Source organism: Streptomyces sp. VNUA24, assembly GCF_029167005.1.
Classification (GTDB): Bacteria; Actinomycetota; Actinomycetes; order Streptomycetales; family Streptomycetaceae; genus Streptomyces; species Streptomyces scabiei.
This window is the reverse complement of record NZ_CP119143.1, coordinates 3375230-3401384: the sequence shown is the minus strand read 5'-3', so window position 1 is coordinate 3401384 and position 26155 is coordinate 3375230. Positions and strand designations below refer to the sequence as shown.

Below are 26155 nucleotides of genomic sequence, written 5' to 3'. Positions count from 1 at the left end.
CGGAAGCGGGGTCGCCCGCTGTCCGGCGATTCCCGGTTCGCCGTGCACACCCCGGCTCGCCCCGCCGATGCCGGAAGGCCGACGCCGACCGCAACCGCAACCGCAGCCGCGCTGACGTCGGCTCACCCTTCCCTCAGGCGGCCTCGCTCCCCCACTCGTCGACGGTCCGTCCTCACACCCGCCGCCGGAACACCGGCTTCACCGGACGGCCGCCCAGCCACGGTGTCGGGTCGCCGGCGTCCAGGGCCTTGCGGTACACCGCGCACGCCTCCGCCACCACGTCGACCGTGTGCTCGATGTCCGAGTCGTCCAGCGCGGCGCTCACCACGAACGACGGGGCCAGCACCCCGCCCGCGAGGAGCCGGCGCAGGAACAGGGTGCGGTACTCCTGCGACGGCTGCCCGTGCTCGTCGAGGGTGGCGAAGACCAGGTTGCTGGCCCGGCCCCGGACGACGACGTGGTCGCCCACGCCCATGGCGGTGGCGGCGTCGCGGACACCGGCCGCCAGCCGTTCGCCGAGGGCGTGCAGCCGTGCGGTGACGCCCTCCTCGACGTACGTGCTCTGCACGGCCATGGCGGCGGCCAGGGAGTGCGTCTCCGCGCCGTGCGTGGTGGACAGCAGGAACACCCGCTCCCCGGAGGTCCGCAGCCCGCCCAGCTCCATCAGCTCGCGGCGCCCGGCCAGCGCGGAGACGGCGAAGCCGTTGCCCAGCGCCTTGCCGAAGGTGGAGAGGTCGGGGACGACGCCGTACAGACCCTGGGCGCCCGCCTCCGACCAGCGGAAGCCGGTGATCATCTCGTCGAGGACCAGGACGCAGCCGTGCCGGTCGGCCAGTTCGCGCAGGCCCGCGAGGTATCCGGGCGGCGGCTCGGTGTGGGTGGCGGGTTCCAGGATCAGGCAGGCGATGTCGTCCGGGTACCGGGCGAGCAGCTCCTCGGTGGCGGCCAGATCGCCGTACGGGAACGTCACGGTGAGGTCGTGGGTGGCCGCCGGGATGCCGGCGGACATCGGGGTGGTGCCGATGAACCAGTCGTCCGTGGAGAAGAACGGATGGTCGGCGCAGAGGGCCACCCGCGAGCGCCCGGTGGCGGCGCGGGCCAGGCGTACCGCGGCGGTGGTGGCGTCGGAGCCGTTCTTGGCGAACTTCACCATCTCGGCGGTCGGCACCGTCGCCAGGAAGCGTTCGGCGGCCTCGACCTCCACGACGGACGGCCGGACGAAGTTGCCGCCGCGGTCGAGTTCCCGCCGCACCGCCTCGGTCACGCGCGGGTGGGCGTGCCCGAGGCTGACCGACCGCAGGCCGGAGCCGTACTCGATGTAGCGGTTGCCGTCGACGTCCCACACATGGGCGCCGTTGCCGTGGCTGATGACCGGGGCCAGGTGCTCCGGGTACTGGTCGTCGCCCTTGGCGTAGGTGTGCGCGCCACCGGGGACGAGGGCGTGCAGCCGCTCGTTGGCCGCCCGGGACCGGGGCAGTGCGAAGTCTTCGGTGTCCATCACGGTCTCAGCTCTCCCTGTGCTTCAGGACGTGCTTCAGGACCTCGGCCAGGCCGGGCGCCTTCCGGTCCCGCTCGGACATCGACGTGACCGGGAGCGGCCAGGGAAGGGCGAGTTCGGGGTCGTCGAAGGCGATCGTCACGTCCTCGGACGGGTCGTGCGGGCGGTCGATCCGGTACGAGGTGTCGGCGGTCGGGGTCAGGGCCTGGAAGCCGTGCGCGCAGCCCGCCGGGATGTAGAGGGTCGTCTGGGTCTCGCCGGACAGCTCGAAGAAGGCCCGGCCGAGATAGGTCGGCGAGCCCGGCCGCAGGTCCACGACGACGTCGAAGATCCTCCCGTACGAGCACCGCACCAGCTTGGCCTCGCCCGCGCCGGAGCGCAGGTGCAGGCCGCGCACCACGCCGCCCGCCGAGCGGGACATGCTGTCCTGGAGGAAGGCGTTCGGGTCCAGACCCACCGAGCGGACCACGTCGGCGTCGAAGGTGCGGCAGAAGAAGCCGCGTTCGTCGGCGTACGGGGTCGGCTCGAAGAGGTACGCGCCGGAGATCTCCGGGACGTCCGTCGCTTTCATGGCGTCTCCTGCCGGGGGTGCGTGGGCATGGGGGAGGGGGAAGGGGTGCGGGCGCGGCCGGTCGCCGGGAACAGGGCCGCCGCCAGGGCCGCGAACTGCTCGTCGAGCTGCCGGGTGACGGCCCGGTTCCGCTCGGCGAGGGTCCGCCGGGTGTCCGCCGCGTTCTTCTCCAGCTCCCGGAACTGTTCGAGCAGACGGTCGGCGTCGACCTCGCGGGCCGGGTGGCAGTACGCGTCCACGCCCATCAGCGCCATCAGCGCCTCGCTCTTCGCCGCGTAGGCGAGGGCGAGCGTCGGGGTGCCGGCCCGCAGCGCGCAGACCAGGTTGTGGTAGCGGGTCGCCACCACGGTGTCGGCGGCCGCCGTCTCCCTCATCAGGTCGGCCAGCGAGGCCGCCTCGGCGACGGTGACCAGCGGCGAGTCCACCGCGTCGACGATCGCGGCGGCCACCGGCGCGTCGCACGCGTCACCCGTGAGCAGCCGCACGGGCCTGCCCTCCTCGGCCAGCGCGCGGACGAAACGGGTCGTGCCGTCGAGGTAGCGGCGGTGGATCTCCTCGGCCCGGTCGCGGTCGTCGTCGCCGCCGTGGAAGTCCATGACACCGACGCACACCCGGCCCGGCGGGCCGCCGGGCGCGCCCGGTTCCGGTGCAGGCAGGGCGAAGGCGAGGTCCGGGTGGACCGCGTCGCGCGCGGTGTCCACGCCCATCGCCCGCATCGCGTCGCGGGACGGCTCGTCCCGGTACGACCGGTGGGCGGCCAGCCGTGCCGACCAGCGCACCAGGGTCCGGGTGGCCCGGTTGCCGATCGGGCCGGCCCCGACGCCGACCAGCGCGACCCGGGTGCCGGTCAGCCTGCCGCTCGCGCAGAGCAGGAACAGCGCGTACGGGAAACCCCACGGCCGCAGCGGCAGCGTGGCCTCCAGGACGCCCATGCCGGGCACGACGACCACGTCGTGCCGGCGCACCCAGGCGGCGGTGCGGAAGACGTCGACGAGCTTGCCGAGGCCCTTGCCCGCGATCGCGCCCGCGCGGGAGGCGGTCCGGTACTCCCCGCGGTACCAGTGCAGCCGGGTCGCGGGGATGCCGTACCGGGCCGTGACGACCTCGGGTCCGCCGCACAGCGCGTCCACGGCCGCCTCCGGGTGCGCTGCGCGCAGCAGACCGAGGACCGCCTCCAGCGACCCGTCGTTGCCGAGGTTGCCGGAGCCGAGGAGGCCGAACACCCCGACGCGCACCGGTGTCCGGGGCGCGGACGTCATGCCTGCCTGCCTTCGCGGCCGGCGACCAGGGCGTCCACGGAGACGTCGTACCGGCCGGGGTCGACCGGGGCGCGGTCCTCGACCCGTTCGCCCGCGCCCGGCCGGACCCGGCTGGTCATCCACGCGGCCAGATGGCGGTGGCACGCGCGCCGGTCGGCGGAGGACAGCGGCGCCCGCCGGATCGCCGAGACGAAACCCCACACGTACTCGGCGAGCAGCCGGGGCGTCGGATGCAGCGGGCCCGCCCGGCGCGGGTCCAGGTTGACGCACCGGGAGCGCTTGGAGGGGTTCGCCCGCTCGGCGCGGGTGGGGTGGTCGCGGCGGAAGTACAGCAGCTCGGGCACCTGGTGGAAGGGCCCGTGCAGGGTGATCTCGGCGACGAAGGTGCGGTCCGCGTGGTGATAGCTGTCGTGCGGCTTCACCCGGCGCAGCATGTCGGCCCGCATCACCCCGTAGAAGTCGTCGCCGCCGGGCTCGAACAGCAGGCTGCGGAAGCGCTCCGGCGCGTGCGGCGAGTCGGTGGCGAGCCCGTACGCGTAGGGGACCTTCACCTTGCCGTCCTCGTCGATGACCGCCTGGCCGCTGTGCGCGAGGACCACCTCCGGCCGCTCGTCCAGCGCCTCGACACAGCGCAGCAGCAGGTCCCGGGCGTACAGGTCGTCGTGCGAGGCCCACTTGAACAGCTCGCCCCGGCACTCGGTGAACACGTAGTTGTGGTTGGGCGCGGCGCCGATGTTGCGGGGCAGCCGGATGTAGCGGACGCGGGAGTCCTTCGCCGCGTACCGGCGGCAGATGTCCTCGGTCCCGTCGGTCGAGGCGTTGTCGGAGACGACCAGCTCGAAGTCCTCGTAGGTCTGGCCGAGCAGGGCGTCGAACGACTCGGCGAGGTACTCCTCGCCGTTGTAGACGGGCAGGCCGATGCTCAGCCGGGGTCGGTCGGTCATGGCGTCCTCACTTCGCGGATGGAGTCCTGGTGGTGCTCGCGCAGGGCGGAGCGCAGCTGCAGCCACCACACGGCGGAGCCGGCGAGGGTCGCGGCGGCGACGCCCCAGGCCGAGCCGACCGTGCCGGCCGCGGCCGCCCCGCCGAGTCCGCCGCCGACATAGCAGGCGGAGGCGAACAGCTGGCAGCGCAGACTGCGCCGGGCCGCGCCGAGCGCGCGCAGCCCGGCCGCCGCGCCGGTGCCGAGGCCGGCGCCCGCGACGCCGAGCGTGGCGGGCACGATCAGCTGCGAGGCGGCGCTCCAGACGCCGCCGAGCACGAGTTCGCCGTACCGGTCCGGCACCAGCAGCAGCGCCGCGCCCCAGAGCAGCGCGGCGACGGCCTGCGCGCCGCCGAGCAGGAGGCAGAACCGGCCGAGCCGGTGCGGGGCCCGCCGCAGCACCCGGGCCGCTTCCGCCACGGTGACCAGCGACAGCCCCATCAGCACGGCGAGGAACGGGCCGAGCAGCAGTTCGGCGCCCCGGACCACCCCCACCGCGCCGACCCCGACGATCGCGCCGAGCCCGTACGCCCGCAGCTGGGCCGCGCCGCTGAGGGAGGTGTTCTCGACCAGGTAGCGGGAGCCGAGGTCGCGGTGGTCGCGGAGCCAGGCGCGCGCTCCGGCCAGGTGGGGGCGGATACCGGACTGGAAGCAGCCGTACACCGCGGCCACCGCGGCGGACGCGCCCCAGGCGAGGACGAACGCGGCGACGGTGCCCACGCGGGCCGCCACGACCATGGCCGGGACGAGCGCGACGCCCCACACCAGGTCGTTGACGAACGCCTTCCGTCCGGTGCCGGCGGCGAAGAACGAGTACCGCCACGCGTCCTGCAGCAGCAGCCCCGGCAGCATCACGCCGAGGCAGGCGAAGGCGGGCCCCACGTGGCCGCCGGCGGTCGGTCCGACCGCCAGGCAGGCCGCGCCGATGACGCCGCCGACGCCGAGCGCGGTGCCCGACGAGCGGGCCACCGCCCCCCGCCAGGCGGCGTCCGGCACACCGCTGAAGCGCACCACGAGCGGGTCGGTGGCCAGCCCCCGGGAGACGCTGAGCACCACGCCATAGGTCACCCAGGCCAGGCTGAACGCGCCGAACGCGGTGAGCCCGAGCGAGCGGGCGACGTAGATCCCCACCGCGAAGTTGGTCATGCTGGAGGCGGCCTGGTCGGCCAGTCCCCAGGACAGCCGGCCGAGCAGGGCCCGCCGGGCGGGCCGCGCCCGTGCCCTCGCCTTCTCCTCCTCGGTGGTCATGTGCGTCATGCCTTGATCAGTCCGGCACCGTGCAGGGCGCCGGCCGCGGCGGCGACGGTGCCGAAGGGCAGCCCGGACCGCTCGGCGACGTCCAGCAGGCCGTGCTCGCCGTCGGAGAGGCTGAGCACCCACAGCATGGCCATCTGGGCCTCCTTGGCGTCGCTGCGGCCGCCGAGCGAGTCGTAGAGGCCACGGCGGCCCAGCTGCGGTTCGCCGTACGGGCTGAGGTTGACGTACCGCCGGTTGCCGTCGAGCACGGCGAACGCCTCGCGGCACAGGTCCAGGGTGTCCGTCATCGCCTCCGGGGTGACGAAGTCCGGGTTGTCCGCCGAGGTGTGGTACTCCGGGTAGCCCGCGTACGGGGTCCGGCTGAGCGAGCCGACGCCGAGGTCGAAGCCGGGTGAGCAGTACTGGCGCTCGTCGTAGCCGTACGGGGTGAACTCGGTGACGCGGTGCGGGCGTCCGGAGGCGTTCAGCACGTGCCGCATCACCCGGTCGATCTCCGCGTCGCCCCGTCGGCTCTGCTTGTACGTCACCTCGCCCCGGTCACCGGCGCAGGCCAGCACCAGGCCGTGCTTGACCCGCTCGATCCGGTCCGCGTTGCGGGCCAGCCAGGTGATCGCCCCGATGGTGCCGGGTGCGTAGATGAACCGGTAGGTGTAGTACGGCGTCCGCTCCGCCAGCGCACGGGCCAGGAACGTCGCCACCGCGACGCCGGCCAGGTTGTCGTTGGCCAGCGACGGGTGGCAGACGTGGCAGGAGACGATCACCTCGTCGGTGACCTGACCGGGGACCACGTGCTCGGCGTACGTGAGGTGACCGTCGGCGAGCGTGGAGTCGACCCGCACCTCGTACGCGCCGTCCGGCATCGCGTCCAGGGTGTCCTGGGCGAGACAGAAGCCCCACTGCGGCTGGTAGTAGCTGGTGCGGTACGGCACCCAGGACGGGTGCTCCGGCAGGGTGTACAGGTGTTCGCGCAGTTCGGCCAGCGGCAGGGTCGCCGACACCGGCACGCTGTAGCCGAGCACGTGCAGACTGGACGCGCGGAAGTCGACGACCCGCCTGCCGGAGGCGTCCGCGATCCAGGCGTCCCGGATGTTCCACTCCTGCGGCACCGTCCAGTCGAGCACCTGGGTCCCGGTCGGCACCTCGTGCACCTGGAGCGGGACGTACTCGCCGACGATGTCCAGGGTGGCGCGCACCCCGTCGCCGGTGATGCTCCGGCACAGCGGGTACAACCGCTCCACCAAGGCGTGCATCTCCTCGCCGACGGTCATCCGCGCCACCGCAGCGTGTCGTCGACGGTGCCGGCCTCGGACGCCGCCCGCAGCACGGCCAGCCGGGTGAAGCGGCGCTCGAAGTCCTCCTGGGTCAGCCCGAACTTCCGGTAGGCGTCGACGAGTTCGAGGGCGCCCCGTTTCACCGACCACGCGCAGTCGAAGCCGGGGATCGCCGCCCGGAACCGGGAGAAGTCCACCCGGTAGGACCGCGGATCGGCGCCGTTCTCGCCGGTGATCCTCACCTTCGCGCCGGACACCGCCTCGGCGACCTGCTCGGCGATCTCGGCGACCGTGACGTTGTTGGCCTCGCTGCCGATGTTGAACGCCCGGTCGTGCACCGCCTCGCGCGGCGCGTCCAGCGCGGCCGTGAACGCCCGCGCGATGTCGGCGGCGTGCACCAGCGGGCGCCAGGGGGTGCCGTCGGAGAGCACCAGCACCTCGCCGGACAGCAGCGCGTGGCCCACCAGGTTGTTCAGCACGATGTCCGCGCGCAGCCGGGGGGAGTACCCGAAGGCGGTGGCGTTGCGCATGTACACCGGGCTGAAGTCGCCGTCGGCCAGCGCGTGCAGGTCGTCCTCCACCCGCACCTTGGACTCCGCGTACGGCGTGACCGGGCGCAGCGGGGCGTCCTCGGCCACGAGTTCGTCACCGCCGGCGGCGCCGTACACCGAGCAGGTCGACGCGTACAGGAACCGCCGCACCCCGGCGTCGCGGGCCAGCCGGGCCAGCCGCACGGACGCGTGGTGGTTGATGTCGTAGGTGAGCTGCGGCGCCAGCGAGCCCAGCGGGTCGTTGGACAGGGCCGCCAGGTGGATCACGGCGTCCACCCCGGCCACGTGCTCGGCCGTGAGGTCGCGCAGGTCCACCCGGTGCCCCTGCGGGTCGGCGGGCGCCGGGCCCAGCACGCAGTCGGCGAACAGCCCGGCGTCCAGGCCGACGACCTCGTGCCCGGCCTCGGCGAGGACCGGGGCCATCACGGTGCCCAGGTAGCCCTGGTGTCCGGTCAGGAGTACGCGCATGGTTCAACCCCCCAGGTTGAGCGTGAGTTTGGTGACCGCGAACGCCTCGGCGTAGCGCTCGTGGCATTCGATGCCGCGGATCCGGGCGAGGCCGAGGAAGGCCTCCCGGTCGTACCAGGGCCGGTGGCGCTGCGAGGGGTAGTGCTCCTGCAGCAGCCGCACCTTCTGTTCGGCGGTCTCCGCGGCCAGCGGCTGGTAGGCCGCCATGCGGCCGAGGTCGCCGTCCCACTTGACGATCTCGTAGCCGAGCACCAGGTGGTCGCGGAACGCGGTGGGGATCAGCCGCGCCAGGCCGCGGTGGTCCTGGTGGGCGTCGTCGGTGCGCGGGGCCAGCACGAGGTCCGGCTCCGTCGCCGCCCGCAGCTCCTCGACCGCGGACTTGGCCTCCTCCCAGTGCGCGGGCAGCCGGCCGTCCGGCAGCTTGCCCACGGTCAGCCGCAGGTCGGCCCCCGGGCAGAAGGCGGCGAGCGCGGCCCGCTCCTCCTGCTCCCGGTCGGTTCCGCCGCCGGTCAGCACCAGCGCGTCCACGCGCAGGCCCGGCCGTGCCCGGCACAGCGTCAGCAGCGTGCCGCCGGCGCCGATGGCGATGTCGTCGCAGTGCGCGCCCACCGCGACGACCCGGTCGGGGCGGCCGGCGCCGAGCCGGATCACGCGCCCACCCCGGTGGCGTCGCGTTCCCACACGGCCCACGGGCGGTCGCCCCGGGCGTACGCCTCGTCGAGCGCGGCCCGCTCCTTGACGGTGTCGGTCGGCTTCCAGAAGCCGCGGTGCTGGTGCGCCACCAGCCGGCCCTCCTTGGCCAGCCGCGCGCAGCCGTCGGCGACCAGGTCACCGCCCTCCGGGATGTGGTCGAAGACCTCCTGGCGGAGCACGAAATAGCCGCCGTTCTCCCACAGCGGCATGTCGCTCACCGCGGTGATGCCCCCCACCAGGCCATCCTCGCCGAGGTCCACGCAGTGGAACGAGGACTGCGGCGGCACCACCATCATCGACGCGCCGGCGTCACGCCGGGCGAAGGAGTCGATCATCTCCGGCAGCGGGGCGTCGGTGAGCACGTCCGCGTAGTTGGCGAGGAACATCTCGTCGCCGTCCAGGTGGTGCCGCACCCGGCGCAGCCGCTCCCCGATCGGCGACTCGACGCCGGTCTGCGCGAAGGTGATCGTCCAGTCGGCGATGTCGGTGGACAGCAGCTCGGTACGGCCGCCGCGCAGCACGAAGTCGTTGGACGTCGTCTCCTCGTAGGTGAGGAAGAAGTTCTTGATGTGGTGGGCGCCGTACCCGAGGCAGAGGATGAACTCCTTGTGCCCGAAGTGCGCGTAGTAGCGCATGACGTGCCAGATCAGCGGGCGCGGGCCGACCATCGCCATCGGCTTGGGCACATCGTCGGAGGTTCCGTTGCGCATCCGCATGCCGTAACCGCCGCAGAACAGGACGACCTTCATGCCTTGACCTCGACAATGCTCAGTTCCGGTATCGGGAAGACCAGCCGGCCGCCCCACTCGTGCACGTACGCCAGCTGCTCCACCAGCTCGGCCCGCAGGTTCCACGGCAGGACGAGCACGTAGTCCGGCTTGTCGGCGGCGATCCGTTCGGGCGGCAGGATCGGGACGCGGGTGCCCGGGGTGAACCTGCCGTGCTTGTAGGGGTTGCGGTCCACGGTGTACGCCAGCAGGTCGGGCCGGATGCCGCAGTGGTTGAGCAGGGTGTTGCCCTTGCCCGGGGCGCCGTAGCCGACGACCGTCTCGCCGCGCTCGGCCGCGTCGATGAGGAACCGCAGCAGGTCCCGGCGGACCTTGGCCACCCGGGCGGAGAACTCGGTGTAACCGGACAGCTCCTGCAGCCCGGCGGCCTTCTCCCGGGCCAGCACGTCGGCCACCCGCCCGGTGGGCTCGCCGGCCACCTCGGCCGGGCGGGCCCACAGCCGGATCGACCCGCCGTGCGTGGGCAGCAGCTCGACGTCCACGAGCGTCAGCCCGCCGCTCGCGAGGGCCCGGATCGCGGAGGCGACGGTGTAGTACTGGAAGTGCTCGTGGTAGATCGTGTCGTACTGGTTCTCCTCGATCAGGGTCAGCAGGTGCTGCACCTCGATCGAGACCCAGCCGTCGTCGGCGACCAGCGCCCGCAGCCCTCGCGTGAACCCGACCACGTCGGGGATGTGCGCGTACACGTTGTTGGCCACGACCAGGTCCGCCGGCCCGTGCTCGGCGCGGACGGCCGAGCCGGTCTCCGGGGACAGGAACGCCGTGAGCGTGGGCACGCCCGCCTCCCGCGCCGCCGCCCCGACGTTCACCGACGGCTCGACGCCCAGGCAGCGGATCCCCCGGTCCACCACATGCCTCAGCAGGTATCCGTCGTTGCTCGCCACCTCGACCACGAAGGCGTCGGGGCCGAGGCCCGCCCGCTCCACGGCCTCACCGACGAACGTGCGCGCGTGCTCCACCCAGGAGGTCGAGAAGGAGGAGAAGTAGGCGTACTCCTCGAAGGTGTCCTCCGGTGTGATCAGCGGAGGGATCTGCGCCAGCCAGCAGTCCGTGCAGACCCGCAGGTGCAGCGGGTACGCCGGCTCCGGCAGGTCCAGTCGGTCCGCGGCGAGAAAGCTCTCGCACGGTGGCGTCGCTCCCAGGTCGACGACGCTCTCCAGCGCCGTCGAACCGCAGAGTCGGCATCCGTTCATCTACTGCCCCCCAATGATTCCGTCCGCCCCGCGATCGCGGCGCGGTACCCCTCCACCAGGTGCTCCAGCCCGACCTCCGGGCTGAAGTCCCGCTCGTAACGGCCCCGGGCCGCCCGGCCCATCTCCCGGCCCGGGGCCGGATCGGCCGTGATCCGGCGCAGACACGACGCGAGCGAGGCGGAGTCGCCCGGCCGGTGCAGCAGCCCGGTCACCCCGTCCTCGACGAGTTCGACGAAGGCGCCGTGACCGGCGGCGACGGCCGGGACCCCGGCCGCCATCGCCTCCACGACCACCAGGCCGAACGCCTCCAGCCACGTCGAGGGAGCCACCACGGCCACCGACCGCGCGACGGCCTCGCGGACCTGCGCCGTGTCGTACAGGCCGGCGTACCGCACGTCCTCGCGGCCCGCCGCCCAGGCGGTCACCTCCCGCTCCAGCGGCCCCGCCCCGGCGATCACCAGCGGTACGCCCACCCCGCCGCCGGCGGCCAGCTCGTCCCAGGCCGCCATCAGCAGCCGTATCCCCTTGGCCTCCGCCAGCCGGCCCAGGTACAGCAGGTGCTCGCCGTCGCCCTCCCGGCGCCGGCCCGGGTCGGGGACGAAGTTGTGCTTCACCGTCAGCCGCTCGGCCGGCATGCCGGAGCGCACCAGGACCTCGCGCTGCGCCGCCGAGATGCAGAAGAACCGCTCCACACCGGTCCACCACCGGCGCCGGTTCACCGAGAGACTGACCGCGAGCGGCACCGTCGCCAGCCGGGAGTTCCGGTAGCAGCCGTGCCGGACGGCGGGCAGCGGCGTGGACCCGACGCACTCGGCGCACGGCCGGCCGTCGCGCTGCAGCGTGCCGGGCGGACACACCTGGGTGTAGTTGTGCAGGGTCGCGACGGCGGGCACTCCGGCGTCCGCGCAGGCGGCCAGGACCGCCGGCGACAGCAGCGGGAAGACGTTGTGGACGTGCACCACGTCCGGCCGCCCGGCGCGCAGCCGCGCGGCGAGTTCTCGGCGGACCGCCGGGTTCCACGGCACCAGCAGCGGGATCGCGGCCTTGCCCGGCAGCGACCGGGCGGCGATCTCGTCGCTGCGCCGCTCGAACAGCTCGACCCGGTGGCCGGCCGCGCGCAGCAGCTCCACCTCCTGGTCGACGACCTTGTTCTCGCCGCTCGGCTGCGCCGAGGCGTAGCGGTTGTGCACCACGAGCACGTCCATGCTCAGGCCACCTCCGATCTTCTGACCCAGCGCGTGACGCGCCGTCGGGGGACGGTGGGGGGCGGCGGGGCGCCGGCCTCGGCGGGCACCGCCAACAGCGAGGCGGCCACCGCCAGATGCAGCAGATACGGTGAGGCGTCGCCCAGTCCGGCCTCGGTGTACGACGCGATGCCGCAGTAGCTGATCAGGAAGATCGCGCAGGCCCTCGACAGCGACGGCGGCCGCAGCAGCGCCACCCCGCCCAGGACGACGACGATCGCCGCCACCAGCGTCACGCCGGTCATGCCCTGTTCGTTGAAGACGGCCAGCCAGCTGTTGTCGATCGGCAGTCCGCCGAAGGACTTGTCACCCAGGCCCATGCCGAACAGGTACTCCGAGGTCGTGCGGGGCGCCGCCAGCAGCGCCTCCCAGACCTTGGCCCGGCCGGTGAGGCTGGTGAAGTTCTCCTGGCTCTGCCCGCGCAGGAACCACGCCCGCAGCGCGGGCCCGAACCCCACCGCGGCGACGGCGGCGCACAGCACCACCCAGGCGAAGAACCGGCGGGCGGCGGTGCTGGTCAGGAAGAGCGAACCGATCGCCAGCACCAGCCCGATGAGCATCCCGAGCGTCGCCGTGCGGGTGTGGGTGAGCGCGAGCAGGACCAGGGAGGGCACGATGACCAGCGCCGCACTGCCCCGGGTCGTCCGGCGGCCCAGCAGGAGCAGCGCGGACAGCCCGATGATCACCGCCGCGTACTGTCCGATCTGCGGCGGGGTGAGCGGCCAGAGCGCGCCGACCAGCCGCCCGCCGTAGAGCTCGGGCAGGGCGGCGCCCGGGGAGACGACGGCGCCGAGGGCCACCGAGCCGAGGACCACGAAGTACATCCGGATGTGCAGCCGGACGAACCTCAGCTCACCGTCCCACCAGCGGGTGAGCAGCCACAGCGTGCTGACGAAGAGCGCCAGCCGGGCGCAGCGGAACACCGCGCCGAGCCCGGACTCCAGGTCCGCGCTGGAGATCACGCTCGGCACCAGCAGCAGGGTGAGCAGGAACAGATAGGCGTTGGGGCGCACGCGCAGCCGGGGATTGACCAGGAGCGCCAGCGCGAACGCGGCGACCAGCGCGCCCATGGTGACCATCTGGATGAGGGAGCGGGGCAGCGGGACGATGGTCCTCGCCCCGGCGGAGCCGAGCGTGTTGAGGACCAGCAGCCCCCAGACCGTCCCGACGATCTTCGACGTGTGGTCGGTGGCCATCTCAACCGCCCTTCCCGGCGCGGTACCTGCTGCCCGCGTCCTGCCGGTACGGCGTGTCCCGCCACTGGGCGAAGTCCAGGACCCGGCTCGGGTCGTGGACGACGAACCTCCAGGGCCCCCGGTAGACGTTGTCGTGCCAGCGGTTGTGCTGCTTGCGTGTGATCGCCTCGGCCACCCGGTCGCCCCGGTAGGGCGACCAGTCCGGATAGGTGCCGTAGTTGGCCAGCACCGCCATGCGGTCGCACTTCACCGCGCAGTCGAGGACGGCCTTGTCCAGCACGAAGCGGTTGTCGTGGATGTCCACCCGCTGCGTCCGCCACCGGCAGTCGTCGTACAGCGGCGCGGTGGCGATCGCCGGCCGCTTGCAGCGCCCGATGTCCTTCACCAGGAGCGTGCACTCGCCGGAGGAGGTGTTGGCCGGGCTGTTGCAGAACCGGTCCGCGTTCTCCCACAGGGTGATCCCGGACCAGTTGTTCTCCAGCACGTTCCGGTAGATCTCGATCTTGTCGGTGCGGGCCGGGACCCGCGGTTCGCCGCCGGACTCGGAGATGTAGACGGTCGCGAACGGGAAGGTGTCGCCGCGGTCGGCGTAGTCCCGGCCCTCGACCCAGTTGTTCCGCCGGATCCTGTTCTGCCGGATGACCGCGTTGTAGCTGGTCTCGTAGATCAGCGCGGCGCCGTCGTTGTCCTCCAGCAGGTTGCCCTCGATGCGGAAGTCGTTGTTGTTGGTGTCCGCCCACAGCCCGGCCCCGCGGTTGTCGTGCACCCAGTTGCCGCGTACGTCGGCGCCGTCGACCGCCCAGAACTTCACGCCCCCGGTGCAGCCGCAGCCCGGCCGCCGCTTCTCCCAGTCGTCCGTGTTGTTGCCGGTGATCTCGTTGCCCTCGACCACCAGGCCGGTGATACGGCCGTCGGCCTTGTAGGCGTTCATGCCGTACTGGCCGTTGTCGCGCAGGCAGTTGCCGCGCACCCGCTGGCGTGCCCCGGCCATCAGCCCGGCGCCTGAGTTGTTCTGGACCCTCGTGTGCTCGATGACCCAGCCGTCGGCCGAGTCGTGGTTGACGACGCCCTCGTCGTGCGGCGCGACGAACCGCTGCACGGTCAGATGACGGATCGTGACGTCCCGGGCGCTGCCGCCGAACGCGTACTGGTTGGTCTTCCGCCCGTCGAGCACCGCACCCGGCGCCCCGACATAGGTGTCCCCCTCCTTGGGCAGCACCTGGGCATAGCGGTCCGGCCCGAGCCGGTGCTTGCCCGGGAGCAGCCAGAACGTGGTGCCCGGCGGGTTCTCCTCGGTCTTCACCGCCAGGTCGCCGGGCACGGCGGGATCGACCGTCACCGCGCCCGCCGGCGCCTTCGACGGCCCCGCCGGGCGCTCGGCGCACACCCCGGCCACGGCCGTGGGCGGTGCGGTGGGCGGCTTCGGCCGCGCGTCCGGCGTGCTGTCACAGCCGGTCGCCGCCAGCAGGGCCAGCACCACGGGTGCCACGGCCCATGCCCGGTGCCGCCACGTGATCCCCAAGCGTCCTCCCTAGCCGCGGAACCCGAGTACGGTGGTGAACCCCTCCACGCCGTCGGCGAAGCCCGTGCCGATCAGCGTGGTGGCGGGTTCCTTGCGACCGAAGCCGGCCGAGTACCAGCCCAGCGGCGGGTCGCTCTCACCGCGATGCGCGCTCCAGGTCAGCTGCCCGGGCAGGTCGAGCACCGCCGAGCGGTCCTCGCCGTCCCGCGTCCAGGTCAGTTCCGCGCGGTGGCCCACCAGGTCCGCGGCGATCGCCGGGCCGAGGTGGAACGCCAGCCGCACGGCCCGGCGCGGGCCGCGGACCTCGTCGACCACCCGCAGCTCCCGGCTCGCGGCCGTCAGCTCCACCCGTCGGCGGTGCACCGAGGGCGCGTAACCGTCGTGCTCGGCGCACCAGCGGGCCACCCCCTCCCCGGACGTCTCGGACACCAGGACGCGGCTGCGGGCCTGCCGCGTCCACAGGAACGGGCCGCCGGAGACGGACTGGTCGGCCCCGTCCAGCTCCAGCGTGTTGTGGCCGAGGGTCGACCGGAAGTAGCGCCGCCACTCCGGCTGCCCGTGGTAGCAGTACGTCCCCGGGTCGGCGAGCACGTCGACCCCGTCGTGCCGGACCTCCAGGGACAGCGCGTCCGCGTGCGCGTGCGCGGCGATGGACAGGAACCCGTGCGGCCCGCCGTCGCAGCGCACCCAGATCTCCCCCGGGCCACGCAGGATCGTCATGCCGGCGTCGGCGAAGCGGGTGGGGCGGCTCGCCGGGCGGGTCACGGACCGTTCGGTTCCGTTCTCCGGGTACGGCTTGATGAGCGAGGCCAGCAGCGGGGTGCGCACGTCGGTGCCGGTCACCGTCGGCCACCAGTCGAGGCGGCCGAACACGGCGTCCCCGGTGGCCAGCAGCGAGGCCCAGCGGTCGGTGCCCGCGCCGTCCACGATCAGACCGTGCCCGTCGTCCGCGTCTCCCTGACGCGGCGGCCGCAGACGGTTGTCCACGACGGCCGCGAGCGCGTCGGTCATGCGCAGCAGCACCGGGCGGACGGTCGGGGGAACCGGCACCCCGGCGGCGTCCGCCTCGGCCAGCGCGGCCAGGCCGAGCTCCAGGACCAGACCGTGGTACTCGGTGGCCAGCTCGCGGTTGAGGCCGGAGAGATACGTGTTGGCGCGCAGCTGCCGCTCCAGCGAGCGCAACGCGCCGGCCCGCCAGCGTGCCGACTCGGGGAACCAGCCGAACGCGCAGGCCGCGGCCAGCTGACCGGCATCCTCGGCGATGACGTGGTTGTTCGCCGAGGAACCCCGGCTGGGGAAGGCGGCCAGCCAGCGCTGGTGGTGCCAGATCTGGTTCCGCGCCACCGGGTTGTCCTCGAACAGCCCGGCCGCGCCCGGCCAGCCGTCGAGCAGCCGGCGGACCCACACCCAGGACAGCAGCCGGATGCCCAGCTCGATGCCGCTGAGCCAGTGGACGCCGCGCAGCGGGGGGTTGGCCTCCCACCACGACCGCAGGTGCTCGGCCACGCGCTCGGCGTACCGCTCGTCGCCGGTGAGCGCGTAGGCGGCCGCGAGCCGGGTGAGGTACTGGTGCCGGGACGGCTCCCAGATCTGCTTGATGTCCCCGACCGCGTCCTCGCTGCGGTACGGCACGTCGAAGGCGTAGCCCTCGGGGGCCCGGCGCCCGGTCTTCGGGTCGAACCACCAGTCCGGGTCGGCCAGGTCGTCGCGGACCACGCCGAAGAACTCGGCGTGTCCCTCCATGAGCAGGTCCGCCTCGGCGACGAGACGCTTCGCGGCGTCCGGGGGTACGGCGGCGATCGTCCCGGCGGGCAGCACCGCGGTGAACCGGGCGCCGGTCACGCCCGGGCAGTCGGGCGGCGTCGCCCGCCAGCGCCGTCTGCGCAGGGTGTCGCCCACCCGGCCCGCGACCTCCCGCGGCCCCATCCGGGACAGCCGCCGGAGGTACCAGCCCACGCTCATCGTCATCAGGGCCTCGCCAACGTCACCGGCACGCCACCGGCCAGGCCGGCCTGCACGGCGAGGGTGGCCGCCGTGGTGGCGACCAGCGACTGAAGCGGCACCGGCATCGGACCGCCGGTGCGCACCGCCATGACGAACGCGGCCAGTTCGGCGTTCTGGCCCTTGTCCCGCGCCTTGGGCAGCCGCGAACTGACCCACTTCTTACGGCCGTACACCGAGGCCCGTACGAAGTCGTCGAGGCGCAGCGCGCGGCCGTCCGCGACCAGGTCCAGGGTCTCCTTGGGGAAGCCGGAGGGGCCACTGGTGACGTAACTGATCGTGGCGGTGGAGCCGTCGGGGTAGCGCAGCACGACCTGGAGGTCCTCGTTGCCGGACGTGGCGGTCGCGTACACCGAGACCGGGTCCGCGTCGAGCAGCCAGCTCGCCGTGTCGATGAAGTGTCCGCCCTCGCCCACGAACCGCGAGCCCTCGGAGCCCTGCTGGAGGTACCAGCTGCCGTGCGCGAGGCGGCCCGCGTTGACGAGGTAGCGCAGGTGCGCCGGACCGCTCCGGGCGCCGAAGTGGGTCCTGGCCTCCTGGAGCAGCGGCGCGAACCGGCGGTTGAAGCCCACCTGGAGCCGGTCGTTGCCGGACTCCTCCACCGCCGCGAGCACTCCGGACAGCTCGTCCTCGGTGAGGGCCAGCGGCTTCTCCACGAACACCGTCTTGCCGGCCAGCAGTGCCTGCCGGGTCAGGGCGGCGTGCGAGCTGTGCCGCGTCACCACGAACACCGCGTCGACGGACTCGTCGCCGAGCACGGCGTCGAGGTCGGTGGTCGCCTTGGCGAAGCCGAACTTCCGCTGCGCGTTGGCCCCGGACAGCGAGGTCGTGGTGACGACGGCCGACAGCTCGACACCCTCGCGCCGCGCGAGGTGCGGCAGCAGCATCGACGTCGCGTAGTTGCCGGCGCCGACGAATGCCAGCTTCACCGGCGTCTTGGCGACGCGGGCCGGAGCCGTCTTCACCTGCACCGCCGGCACGGCGACCGCCGGGGCCGTCGCCTCCTCCGTCTCCCCCGCCTGCTCGGGGTACCGGAACAGCGCGGTGACGGCCTTCAGCTCCCCGTCCTTCAGGCGCCGGTAGGTCTCCACCGCGTCGTCGAAGTCGGCGACGTGGGAGATCAGGGGCTCCACGTCGACCTTGCCGCGGGCGGCGAGGTCGAGGAAGCAGGCCAGGTTGCGGCGCTCGGTCCAGCGGACGTAGCCGATCGGGTAGTCGCGGCCCTCCAGCTCGTACGACGGGTCGTAGCGCCCGGGGCCGTAGCTGCGGGAGAAGCGGACGTCGAGTTCCTTCTCGTAGTACGCGTTCCACGGCAGGTCGAGGCGGCACTTGCCGATGTCGACGACCCGGCCGCGGTCCCGGGCCAGCTTGGCGGCCAGCTCGACGGGCTGGTTGCTGCCGCCGCCGGCGGCCAGGTACACCTGGTCCACGCCGTGTCCGTCGGTGAGTTCGGCGACGGCGTTCTCCACGGCGGTGGAGGCGGGGTCGCCGCAGGCCGCGGCGCCCAGGCGCTCGGCCAGCTCGCAGCGGGCCGGGTCGGGGTCGGCGCCGACGACGCGGACGCCGGAGGCGGCCAGGAGCTGCACCACCAGCTGGCCGATCAGCCCGAGGCCGATGACCAGGGCCACCTCGCCGAGCTGCGGCTCGCCCTGGCGGACGCCCTGCAGGGCGATCGACCCGACGGTGCCGAAGGCGGCGTGCTGCGGCGCGAGGCCGTCCGGCACCGGGACGTAGAGGTTCTTCGGCACCCAGTTGAGCTCGGCGTGCAGCGCGTGCTCGTTGCCGGCGCAGGCCACCAGGTCGCCGACCTTCACGTCGTCGACGCCGGCACCGGCCTGCTCGACCACGCCGCACAGGGAGTAGCCCAGCGGTGTGTAGGAGTCCAGTTTGCCCATCACCTTGCGGTACGTGGCGGGCACCCCGTTGGTGGCCACGCTCTGCATGACCTTGGCCACCTGGTCGGGGCGGGAGCGGGCCTTGCCCAGCATCGACATGCCGGCCTCGGACACCTTCATCATCTCGGTGCCGGTGGAGATCAGCGAGTAGACGGTGCGGACCAGCACACCGCCCGGCTTGCACCCGGGCACCGGCACGTCGAGCACCGCCAGCTCGCCGCTCTTGTAGTTCTGTACGACCTGTTTCACCGAAGTCCCCTGATTCCTAAGCCGTTTGCCGAGTGCTCTGGTCGGAGCGGGAGGTCGCGTCGCGGTACCAGTACTCGAGGGTCAGCACATGCCACAGATGCTTGGAGAAGTCCTGCTGTCCGGCGGCGTCCTCGGCGACCATCCGGTTCAGCGCGTCCCGGCGCAGGAAGCCGGACCGCACGAGCTCACCGTCGTTGACCACCTCGCGCACCAGCGGCGCCAGGTCCCGGCTCATCCAGGCCCGCAGCGGGGCGCTGAACAGGCCCTTGGGCCGGTAGACGATCTCCCGGGGCAGGATCGAGGTGGCCGCCTCCTTGAGGACCGCCTTGCCCTGCCGTTTGACGATCTTGCGGTCGCCGGGCACGGCGAACGCCGCCCTGACCACCTCGACGTCCACGTACGGCACCCGCACCTCGGTCGAGGCGGCCATGCTGGAGCGGTCCGTGTAGGTGAGGTTCAGGCCCGGCAGGAACATCCGGGCGTCGGCCAGGCACATCCGGTTGACGAAGTCGTCGAGCGTGTTGTCCGCGTAGGTGTCGGCATGCTCGGTCAGCACGTCGTCGACCGTCCCGGCCAGGTCCGGGTCGACCAGGGCGAGCAGGTCGTCCTGGTCGTACATGGTGTAACTGCGCCGGAACGCGGTCTCCTCCGGCAGGCCGGCGAAGGAGAGGAAGCGCTTTGCGAAGCGCACCGAGCGCAGGCCCCGGCGGGACGTGGCGACCGGCAGCCGGTCCACGATCCCGGACACCCCGCGCCGCAGGGGCCCCGGAACGCGCTGGTAGCGCAGGGCGAGCAGGTTGGCCAGGTGTTTGCGGTACCCGGCGAACAGCTCGTCGGCGCCCATGCCGGAGAGCATCACCTTGACCCCGGCCTCGCGCGCCGCCTGGCAGATCAGGAAGGTGTTGATCGCCGCGGGGTCGCCGATGGGCTCGTCCAGGGAGTACGTCATCTGCGGCAGCAGGTCGAGCACGTTCGGGGCGATCTCGATCTCGTGCAGCTCCACGCCGAACCGCTCGGCCACCTGCCGGGCGTAGCGCAGGTCGTCGGGCATGGCCTCGAACCGGGCGTCCTCGGCGCGGAACCCGATCGTGTAGGCGGAGATCCCCGGCTGGTGGCGGGCCGCGAGAGCGGTCAGCCAGCTCGAGTCCAGGCCGCCGGACAGGAAGGTGGCCACGGGGACGTCGGCGAGCAGGTGCTTGCGGGTCGACTCCTCCACGATGGCGGCCAGGTCCGGCCGTTCACCGGCCCGGGCCCGTGCCCGGCCCTCGGCGGCGACGTCCCGCAGGTTCCAGAACCGGCCCCGCTCCACCCGGCCGTCGGCCCGGCAGCGCAGCCAGCTCCCCGGCGGCAGCTTCTCCGCCTCACGGAACGCGCACCGGGAGTCCGGCACCCAGTAGTACAGCAGCGAGGCCACCAGCGCCGCGTGGTCCACCTCCAGCGACCCGCCCGTCACGGCCGCCAGCGCCTTCAGCTCGGAGGCGAACACCAGCCCCTCGCCGCGCCGCAGCAGGAACAGCGGCTTGATGCCGAGCTGGTCGCGGGCGAGCACCAGATCACCGGTGCGCTCGTCGAAGATCCCGAACGCGAACATCCCGCGCAGCCGGGGCAGACAGTCCGTGCCCCACCGCCGCCAGGACTCCAGCAGCACCTCGGAGTCGGAGGTGCCGCGGAAGCGCACCCCGGCGGCCTCCAACTCGGCCCGCAGTTCGGGCGCGTTGTACAGCTCCCCGTTGTACGTCAGGACGAGGCTGTCCTTGACCATCGGCTGGGCGCCGGTCTCGGACAGGTCGATGATGGACAGCCGGCGGTGCCCGAGGTGCACCTCGCCGTCACCGACGGGGTGGCTGTACCGGCCGGCCCCGTCCGGACCGCGATGGGCGAGGACGTCGGTGAGCCGGTCGGTCACGTCCTTCCCGTCGGGCCATCGGTACGTACCTGCGATGCCGCACATGTGCTACCGCGCCTCCTGGTCGCTGTCCGGGACCCGCTCCGCCCACATCGGCAGGCGCTCCGTCCGCCGCCTGCCGGTTCCGACCGGCCGGCCCCGCCGTTCGCTCCGGCCGCGCACCGCCCCGTGCGGCCCGTCCCACAGCGTGCCGTCGGTCCGGTCCCGCGGGTCGGGGTCGATCAGCACCACGCCGACCACCGCGATCCGCTGGTCCGCGAGCTGCCGTGCCACGGTGTGCAGCCACGCGACGCTGCCGTGCCCGGCCCGCACGACGAGCACCGTCCGTGTGCCGAGGTACTGCAGGTCGGTCCACGCCGTGCCGGGCGCCACCGAGCCGACGCCGATCCTGAGGTCCTCGGGCGCCATGGCCTCCGCCTGCGCGCCGCCGACCACGGCCGGGCCGCCCGGCTTCGGGCGGCGGCCCGAGAGCTCCCGGCCGGGCAGTCCGTCGACGACGGCCACCGGCCCCTGGGCCGCCAGCGCCCCGGCGAGGTCCAGGGCGATCTCGCTCGCGTTGCGCGCACAGCCCAGCTCCAGCAGCGACAGCGGGTCCGTCGAGCCGCGCACGGCGCGGGTCAGGGTGAGGGTGAGCCGTTCCCGCGCGGCCCGGGCCGACCGGCGCCGCCACAGCCAGGGCGGCCGGCGGGGCAGCTCCGACAGCACCGAGGTGCCGAGGTGCGCGGCGATGTCCCGACGCAGCACGGGGCGGTCGGCCACGACGGTGCCGACCGCGGCCACCGCGAGACCGAGGGCCAGCCCGAGGACGAGCCCGATCGCCGCGTCGGTCGCGGCGGTCCTGGGCAGCGAGTGCCGCACCGCCCGCGGCGCGTCCACGATCCGGGTGCCGGCGACCAGCTGGGGCGTGCCGATGCGCGCCTCGGCCGCCCGCTGGTCGAAGTCGGAGATACGGGAGGTGAGTTCGGCCCGGCGGGCGAAGAGGGACTCCATGTCCGCCGAGGCGCTCGGGTTGCCCTCCGGGGTGCCGTCGCCGATGGCCTTGTTGACCTTGGCGAGGTCGGCCTTGATGCGGTCGCGCTGCTTGAGCAGGGCCTTGGCCTCCGCGTCCGCCGCCTCCTGGATCCGTCGTACGTGGTCGGCGACGAACGCGTCGGCCAGTGCCTTCGCGCGGGCCACCGCCACCGCGTCGCTGTCCCCGCTCACCTCGATCTGCAGCAGGTTGTTGGTCAGGCCGACGCCCCCGTAGTCCTCCATGAAGTCCTCCGGCTTCTCCGAGGACCCGAGGGACTTCAGGGCCTTCCCGGCGATCCGGGTGGTCTGCAGCAGGGCGACGTCGGTGCGGATCAGCGTGCCGGGGTCGTTGGGCTGGTCCTCCTGGTGCGCGACCAGCACCTTGGTCACCGCGGTCGGCGGCGGCGGCAGCAGGACCGCCACGCCCACGCCGCCGAGCAGCCCCAGCAGTGCCATGGAGCCCCAGAGCCGGCGCCGCCTGCGCACCGACACCACCAGCCCCTGCAGGTCCAGCAGCGGGGCGGCGGCCGACGACTCCGGAGTCGTACTCGTCGTCACCGTGCACCTCTTCTCGCGTCCTCGCCGACCGCGAGCGCGGGCTTCACGGCTTCCGGCGCCGGGCCGGCGGCCCGGGACGTACGCGACGCCCGGACCGGGCCGGCGAGGACGATGCCGACGATCTCGTGCTTGGCGTCCGCGCACGCCTCGGTGATGCCCGCCAGCTCCGCGGCGGTCCAGCTGCCCGGGCTGAGCACGACCAGGACCCCCGACTCGTGGACGCGGTCCGGCACCATCGGCCGGGCCACCGGAACGCCCACCACCCGCAGCAGCGGATCGCTTCCGGCCTCGACGACGAGCCGTTCGGCGGCGCTGCGGGCGGTCTCGTCGCCGTCCGGGACGACGGCCAGCAGCCGCCGGGGGGCCGGTAGCTGTTCCCGCAGCCGGCCGCAGACCCGCCGGTAGCGGATCTGTCTGCTGGCCTCGTCGCCGGAGGTCCGCGGGGCGGGCAGGTCCCACCGGACGTCGACACCCAGCAGCCGGCGCAGGAGCGCCCCCGGGCCGCGGCCGCCCGGCCGGTGCGCGGACCGTCCCACGGGGACGTCGACGGCGCCCAGCAGCACCGAACCCAGCGCGGCGGCGATCTCCGTCTCGGTCCGCAGCCGGCGGCTCATCCGGGCGGCGACGAGATGACCGGCGACCGTGCACAGGAAGAACAGCAGGGCCCCGGCGGCGATGAGCTGGGTCCTGGTGGGCGGGGCCTCGCCGACCGGCCGGGCCGCGGAGCCCATGACCACCAGGTTGGCGGCCTGTTCGTCGGCCGGGTCGGCCTGGTCCAGCTTGTCGATGGCCTCCTGCAGCGTGGTGCGCAGCTTCGCCAGCTCGGTGCGGGTCTGCACGCTCTCCACGGTCTCGCCCGAACCCGCCTGCTCGGCCAGCTCGGTGATGCGGCGGCTGGTCTTCTTCACGGTCTGCCGCAGCGCCTCGGGAGCCCCGGTCTCGGGGTCGGCGCTCTCGCCCGCGACCTGCTTGGCGAAGGCGACGAACTGCCGGGCCACCTGGTCGGAGAGCTGCTGGGCGTGCTCCGGGGTGTCGGAGGTGCCCGAGATCTTGATGATGTTCCCGTCGGTGGACTTGGCGCTGACGTGCTCCCGCACCTCGTCGCCGTCGACCCCGGTCCAGCCGAGCGCCTCGGCCGCGCGGTCCACCACCACCGAACTGGTCGCGATCTCCGCCTGTGTCAGCAGCTCGCGCTCCTCCCACGCCCCCGGCAGCAGCACCGACGCCGAGGTCGTGTACCGGGGCGGAAGCAGCAGGGAGGTGCCGTAGCCGACGAGCGCGCCCACCACGGTGAGGATGATGAGGAGCCGTCGGCGCCGGCGGAGAATCCGCCCGATCGTGACCAGGCGTATCGTGTCTTCACTCAACGGGGCGGCCTCTTTCCCGGCCCGTCCGCGCCGCCCGCCCCGTCCCCTCTGCCGCCCGGCCCGTCCGGACCGCCCGCCTGCGCCGTGCCCGTGGCCGGGCGCGGGGGACGGTCGCCGCAGGCCGCGGCGTACGCGGCGAGCAGCGACCGCTGGGAGTTGCTCCAGGACAGCGCCCCGCCGATCCGCTCCTGGCCGATCTTGCCCATGTGGGCGCGCCGGTCCGGGTCGTCCAGCAGCTCCGCGACGAGCCCCGCGAAGGCCGACTCGTCGTTGGCCGGCGCGTAGACGGCGGCCTCACCGGCGGAGACCCGCGCCTCGCGGAGGTCGAACGAGACGATCGGCCGGCCCATGACCATGTACTCCAGCACCTTGTTCATGGTCGACACGTCGTTGAGCGGGTTGCGGGGGTCGGGGGAGAGACACACGTCCGCGGTGGACAGATAGCGCGCCAGGTCGGCGTCCGGGATGCGCCCGGTGAACTCCACCCGGTCCGCGAGCCCGAGCCGCCGGGACAGCTCCACCATCGCGTCGAAGGTGTCGCCGGCGCCGACGAACACCGCGTGCCAGTCGGTCCGCCCCCTTTCGTCGCGCAGCTTGGCCAGCGCCCGCAGCGCGTAGTCGACGCCGTCCTGCGGACCCATGACACCGAGGTAGCACAGCAGATGGGGCTTGCCGCGCTTCAGCTCCGGCTCGGGCGGCACCGGGTGGAACCGGCCGGTGTCGGGGGCGCTGCGCACCACGAAGACGTCCTCGGGCCGCTTGCCGCCACGGTGTACGGCGACGTCCCGGTAGCTCTCGTTCGTGGCGAGCACGACGTCCGCGGCCCGGTAGGTCCGCCGTTCCAGCGCGCACACGGCGCGGTAGAGCAGGTCCTCGCCGCGGTCGAACCGCGACAGGTACAGCTCGGGCACCAGGTCGTGCTGGTCGAAGACGAAGCGCGCGCCGCGCCGCTTCATCCACAGGGCGGGCAGGAACAGCAGGTCGGGCGGGTTGCAGGCGTGCACCACGTCCACCGGGCCGACCTTGCGCGCCAGCCGGACCGTGTGCCACAGCGCCGAACCGTACTCCCGCAGATAGCCGGACGGCCCCCCGGTGGCCGCGCGCAACGGGTAGCGGTGGATCCGCACCCCGTCGATCTCCGCCTCGGGCTCGGTGTCCCGCTTGGTCCCCTGAGGGCAGATGACGTGCACCGTCCAGCCCGCGTCCCGCAGCGTCGTGCACTCCTGCCACACCCGCCGGTCGAACGGTACCGACAGGTTCTCCACCAGAATCAGCGCGCGCCGGCCCGGCCGGCTCCCGCGCCTCGCGTCACCAGGCAAGGCCCACGTACCCCGGTTCGGTCCGGCGCGCGTCGGCGTCGGGAAGGTGGACGAGGTCGACGATCACCCGGCCGTCGCCGTGCGGCAGCGCCGCCAGCACGGCCGGGTCCCGGGTGCCGACCAGGACCACCTCGGCGTGTTCGAGCACCTCCTCGACGGAGTCCGCGAGCAGCTGGGCGAGGTGCGGCAGCCGGGTCTCGATGTACTCGCGGTTGGCGCCGAGCAGCCGGGAGAGGCTCACGTTGGCGTCGTAGATCTTCAGGTCGTACCCCTTGCCGAACAGGCGCTCCGCCAGTTCGACGAGCGGGCTCTCGCGCAGGTCGTCCGTGCCGGGTTTGAAGGACAGGCCGAACAGTCCCGCCCGGCGCCTGCCGGTGCGCTCGACCAGTTCCACCGCGCGCTGCAGATGGTCGGCGTTGGAGGGCAGCACATGGGACAGGATGGGCACGGACACGTCGGCCCGCTGGGCCGCGTGGACCAGGCTGCGCAGGTCCTTGGGCAGGCAGGAGCCGCCGAAGGCGAAGCCGGGCCGCAGATAGGCGGGGCTGATGTTCAGCTTGCGGTCGGCCAGGAAGACGTCCATCACCTGGTGCGAGTCCACGCCGAGGGCCTGGCACACCGCGCCGAGTTCGTTCGCGAAGCCGATCTTGAGGCCGTGGAAGGCGTTGTCCGCGTACTTGATCGCCTCGGCCGTCGGGACCGGCACCCGGAACACCTCGCCGGGCAGACCGTCGTAGAGCGCGAGCACCGCGTCGCCGCTCGCCGTGTCGAGTTCGCCGATGACGGTCTTCGGCGGGTCGAAGAAGTCCTTGACGCTCGTGCCCTCGCGCAGGAACTCGGGGTTGACCGCGACCCCGACGTCCACCCCGGCCGTGCCGCCGACGTACTTCTCCAGGATCGGCACCAGCAGGTTCAGACAGGTGCCCGGGAGCATGGTGCTGCGGAACACGACCGTGTGCCGCCCGCCCCGTTCGGCGAGCGCGGCGCCGATCTCCTCGGTGACCCGCTCCAAGTAGGTGGTGCACAGGCTGCCGTTGGGCTCCGAGGGCGTGCCCACGCAGACCAGCGACACCTCGCTGTCCATGATCGCCTCACGGACGTCGGCGGTGGCGCGCAGCGCGCCGGTCCGTACGACCTCGGCGATCAGTTCGCCGATCCGCTCCTCCACCACCGGGGCCTTGCCGTCGTTGACCAGGTCCACCTTCACCTGGTTCACGTCCACCCCGACGACCTCGTGCCCCATGCTGGCCAGGCACGCGGCCGACACGCAGCCCACGTAGCCGAGCCCGAAAACGCTGACTCTCATGACCCGTTCCTCCCCCCAGGCAGGCCCCCACGGCCTGCGGTCCGCGCTTC

20 protein-coding genes are annotated in these 26155 nt (G+C 73.3%); all 20 read right to left on the bottom strand.

Features of this window, described 5'->3' with window-relative positions:
• Positions 1-172: 172 nt before the first annotated feature.
• Genes PYR72_RS14140 through PYR72_RS14045 form a run of 20 tightly spaced genes read right to left on the bottom strand, consistent with a single transcriptional unit; the run spans position 173 to position 26105 of the window.
• The gene (locus PYR72_RS14140; protein WP_275460409.1) at positions 173-1498 is read right to left on the bottom strand and encodes a glutamate-1-semialdehyde 2,1-aminomutase; all 1326 of its coding nucleotides are present in this window, start codon (positions 1496-1498) and stop codon (positions 173-175) included.
• A 7-nt stretch (positions 1499-1505) separates the two neighbouring features.
• Complete coding sequence (locus PYR72_RS14135) at positions 1506-2069, bottom strand: dTDP-4-dehydrorhamnose 3,5-epimerase family protein (RefSeq protein ID WP_275455690.1); 564 nt, start codon at positions 2067-2069, stop codon at positions 1506-1508.
• Complete coding sequence (locus tag PYR72_RS14130; protein WP_275455689.1) at positions 2066-3328, bottom strand: polysaccharide pyruvyl transferase family protein; 1263 nt, start codon at positions 3326-3328, stop codon at positions 2066-2068. Before PYR72_RS14130 ends, PYR72_RS14135 begins: the two co-directional genes overlap by 4 nt.
• Positions 3325-4272, bottom strand: a complete 948-nt coding sequence (locus PYR72_RS14125) for a glycosyltransferase family 2 protein (protein ID WP_275455688.1) — start codon at positions 4270-4272, stop codon at positions 3325-3327. Before PYR72_RS14125 ends, PYR72_RS14130 begins: the two co-directional genes overlap by 4 nt.
• On the bottom strand, positions 4269-5567 hold the full coding sequence (locus tag PYR72_RS14120; RefSeq protein WP_275455687.1) for a hypothetical protein: 1299 nt from the start codon (positions 5565-5567) through the stop codon (positions 4269-4271). Before PYR72_RS14120 ends, PYR72_RS14125 begins: the two co-directional genes overlap by 4 nt.
• Positions 5564-6835: a DUF4910 domain-containing protein gene (locus PYR72_RS14115; protein WP_275455686.1), complete on the bottom strand. Its 1272-nt coding sequence runs from the start codon at positions 6833-6835 to the stop codon at positions 5564-5566. Before PYR72_RS14115 ends, PYR72_RS14120 begins: the two co-directional genes overlap by 4 nt.
• Positions 6832-7857, bottom strand: coding sequence for an NAD-dependent epimerase/dehydratase family protein (locus tag PYR72_RS14110; RefSeq protein WP_275455685.1), 1026 nt, complete (start codon positions 7855-7857; stop codon positions 6832-6834). Before PYR72_RS14110 ends, PYR72_RS14115 begins: the two co-directional genes overlap by 4 nt.
• A 3-nt stretch (positions 7858-7860) precedes the next feature.
• Positions 7861-8508 carry a PIG-L deacetylase family protein gene (locus tag PYR72_RS14105; RefSeq protein ID WP_275455684.1) on the bottom strand — a complete coding sequence of 216 codons (648 nt, stop codon included), beginning with the start codon at positions 8506-8508 and terminating at the stop codon, positions 7861-7863.
• On the bottom strand, positions 8505-9299 hold the full coding sequence (locus PYR72_RS14100; RefSeq protein ID WP_059081550.1) for a hypothetical protein: 795 nt from the start codon (positions 9297-9299) through the stop codon (positions 8505-8507). The genes PYR72_RS14105 and PYR72_RS14100 overlap by 4 nt, the downstream gene beginning before the upstream one ends.
• Positions 9296-10531, bottom strand: a complete 1236-nt coding sequence (locus PYR72_RS14095) for a class I SAM-dependent methyltransferase (RefSeq protein WP_275455683.1) — start codon at positions 10529-10531, stop codon at positions 9296-9298. The genes PYR72_RS14100 and PYR72_RS14095 overlap by 4 nt, the downstream gene beginning before the upstream one ends.
• Positions 10528-11736 carry a glycosyltransferase gene (locus PYR72_RS14090; RefSeq protein ID WP_275455682.1) on the bottom strand — a complete coding sequence of 403 codons (1209 nt, stop codon included), beginning with the start codon at positions 11734-11736 and terminating at the stop codon, positions 10528-10530. The genes PYR72_RS14095 and PYR72_RS14090 overlap by 4 nt, the downstream gene beginning before the upstream one ends.
• Before the next feature lie 2 nt (positions 11737-11738).
• Positions 11739-12971: an O-antigen ligase domain-containing protein gene (locus PYR72_RS14085; protein ID WP_275455681.1), complete on the bottom strand. Its 1233-nt coding sequence runs from the start codon at positions 12969-12971 to the stop codon at positions 11739-11741.
• A gap of 1 nt (position 12972) precedes the next feature.
• Positions 12973-14493, bottom strand: coding sequence for a right-handed parallel beta-helix repeat-containing protein (locus tag PYR72_RS14080; protein ID WP_275455680.1), 1521 nt, complete (start codon positions 14491-14493; stop codon positions 12973-12975).
• 9 nt (positions 14494-14502) lie between these two features.
• Positions 14503-16461 carry an alginate lyase family protein gene (locus PYR72_RS14075; RefSeq protein ID WP_275455679.1) on the bottom strand — a complete coding sequence of 653 codons (1959 nt, stop codon included), beginning with the start codon at positions 16459-16461 and terminating at the stop codon, positions 14503-14505.
• Positions 16461-18638 carry a bi-domain-containing oxidoreductase gene (locus PYR72_RS14070; RefSeq protein ID WP_275455678.1) on the bottom strand — a complete coding sequence of 726 codons (2178 nt, stop codon included), beginning with the start codon at positions 18636-18638 and terminating at the stop codon, positions 16461-16463. Before PYR72_RS14070 ends, PYR72_RS14075 begins: the two co-directional genes overlap by 1 nt.
• Positions 18639-18654: 16 nt before the next feature.
• Positions 18655-20589: an asparagine synthase (glutamine-hydrolyzing) gene (gene asnB / locus PYR72_RS14065; protein ID WP_275455677.1), complete on the bottom strand. Its 1935-nt coding sequence runs from the start codon at positions 20587-20589 to the stop codon at positions 18655-18657.
• Positions 20590-20592: 3 nt separating this feature from the next.
• A complete protein-coding gene (locus PYR72_RS14060) occupies positions 20593-22113 on the bottom strand; it encodes a Wzz/FepE/Etk N-terminal domain-containing protein (RefSeq protein WP_275455676.1) in 1521 nt (506 codons plus the stop codon).
• Positions 22110-23480, bottom strand: a complete 1371-nt coding sequence (locus PYR72_RS14055) for a Wzz/FepE/Etk N-terminal domain-containing protein (protein ID WP_275455675.1) — start codon at positions 23478-23480, stop codon at positions 22110-22112. Before PYR72_RS14055 ends, PYR72_RS14060 begins: the two co-directional genes overlap by 4 nt.
• Positions 23477-24799: a glycosyltransferase family 4 protein gene (locus PYR72_RS14050; RefSeq protein ID WP_275455674.1), complete on the bottom strand. Its 1323-nt coding sequence runs from the start codon at positions 24797-24799 to the stop codon at positions 23477-23479. The genes PYR72_RS14055 and PYR72_RS14050 overlap by 4 nt, the downstream gene beginning before the upstream one ends.
• Positions 24789-26105, bottom strand: coding sequence for a nucleotide sugar dehydrogenase (locus tag PYR72_RS14045; protein WP_275455673.1), 1317 nt, complete (start codon positions 26103-26105; stop codon positions 24789-24791). Before PYR72_RS14045 ends, PYR72_RS14050 begins: the two co-directional genes overlap by 11 nt.
• Between the last annotated feature and the right edge of the window lie 50 nt (positions 26106-26155).

What these genes read in the sequence shown, in the direction of transcription:
- PYR72_RS14135 (WP_275455690.1), bottom strand. Translation starts at nt 2,069, where the DNA reads ATGAAAGCGACGGACGTCCCGGAGATCTCCGGCGCGTACCTCTTCGAG.
- asnB (WP_275455677.1), bottom strand. Translation starts at nt 20,589, where the DNA reads ATGTGCGGCATCGCAGGTACGTACCGATGGCCCGACGGGAAGGACGTG.
- PYR72_RS14090 (WP_275455682.1), bottom strand. Translation starts at nt 11,736, where the DNA reads ATGGACGTGCTCGTGGTGCACAACCGCTACGCCTCGGCGCAGCCGAGC.
- PYR72_RS14130 (WP_275455689.1), bottom strand. Translation starts at nt 3,328, where the DNA reads ATGACGTCCGCGCCCCGGACACCGGTGCGCGTCGGGGTGTTCGGCCTC.
- PYR72_RS14075 (WP_275455679.1), bottom strand. Translation starts at nt 16,461, where the DNA reads ATGACGATGAGCGTGGGCTGGTACCTCCGGCGGCTGTCCCGGATGGGG.
- PYR72_RS14095 (WP_275455683.1), bottom strand. Translation starts at nt 10,531, where the DNA reads ATGAACGGATGCCGACTCTGCGGTTCGACGGCGCTGGAGAGCGTCGTC.
- PYR72_RS14110 (WP_275455685.1), bottom strand. Translation starts at nt 7,857, where the DNA reads ATGCGCGTACTCCTGACCGGACACCAGGGCTACCTGGGCACCGTGATG.
- PYR72_RS14120 (WP_275455687.1), bottom strand. Translation starts at nt 5,567, where the DNA reads ATGACGCACATGACCACCGAGGAGGAGAAGGCGAGGGCACGGGCGCGG.
- PYR72_RS14125 (WP_275455688.1), bottom strand. Translation starts at nt 4,272, where the DNA reads ATGACCGACCGACCCCGGCTGAGCATCGGCCTGCCCGTCTACAACGGC.
- PYR72_RS14100 (WP_059081550.1), bottom strand. Translation starts at nt 9,299, where the DNA reads ATGAAGGTCGTCCTGTTCTGCGGCGGTTACGGCATGCGGATGCGCAAC.
- PYR72_RS14115 (WP_275455686.1), bottom strand. Translation starts at nt 6,835, where the DNA reads ATGACCGTCGGCGAGGAGATGCACGCCTTGGTGGAGCGGTTGTACCCG.
- PYR72_RS14140 (WP_275460409.1), bottom strand. Translation starts at nt 1,498, where the DNA reads ATGGACACCGAAGACTTCGCACTGCCCCGGTCCCGGGCGGCCAACGAG.
- PYR72_RS14045 (WP_275455673.1), bottom strand. Translation starts at nt 26,105, where the DNA reads ATGAGAGTCAGCGTTTTCGGGCTCGGCTACGTGGGCTGCGTGTCGGCC.
- PYR72_RS14085 (WP_275455681.1), bottom strand. Translation starts at nt 12,971, where the DNA reads ATGGCCACCGACCACACGTCGAAGATCGTCGGGACGGTCTGGGGGCTG.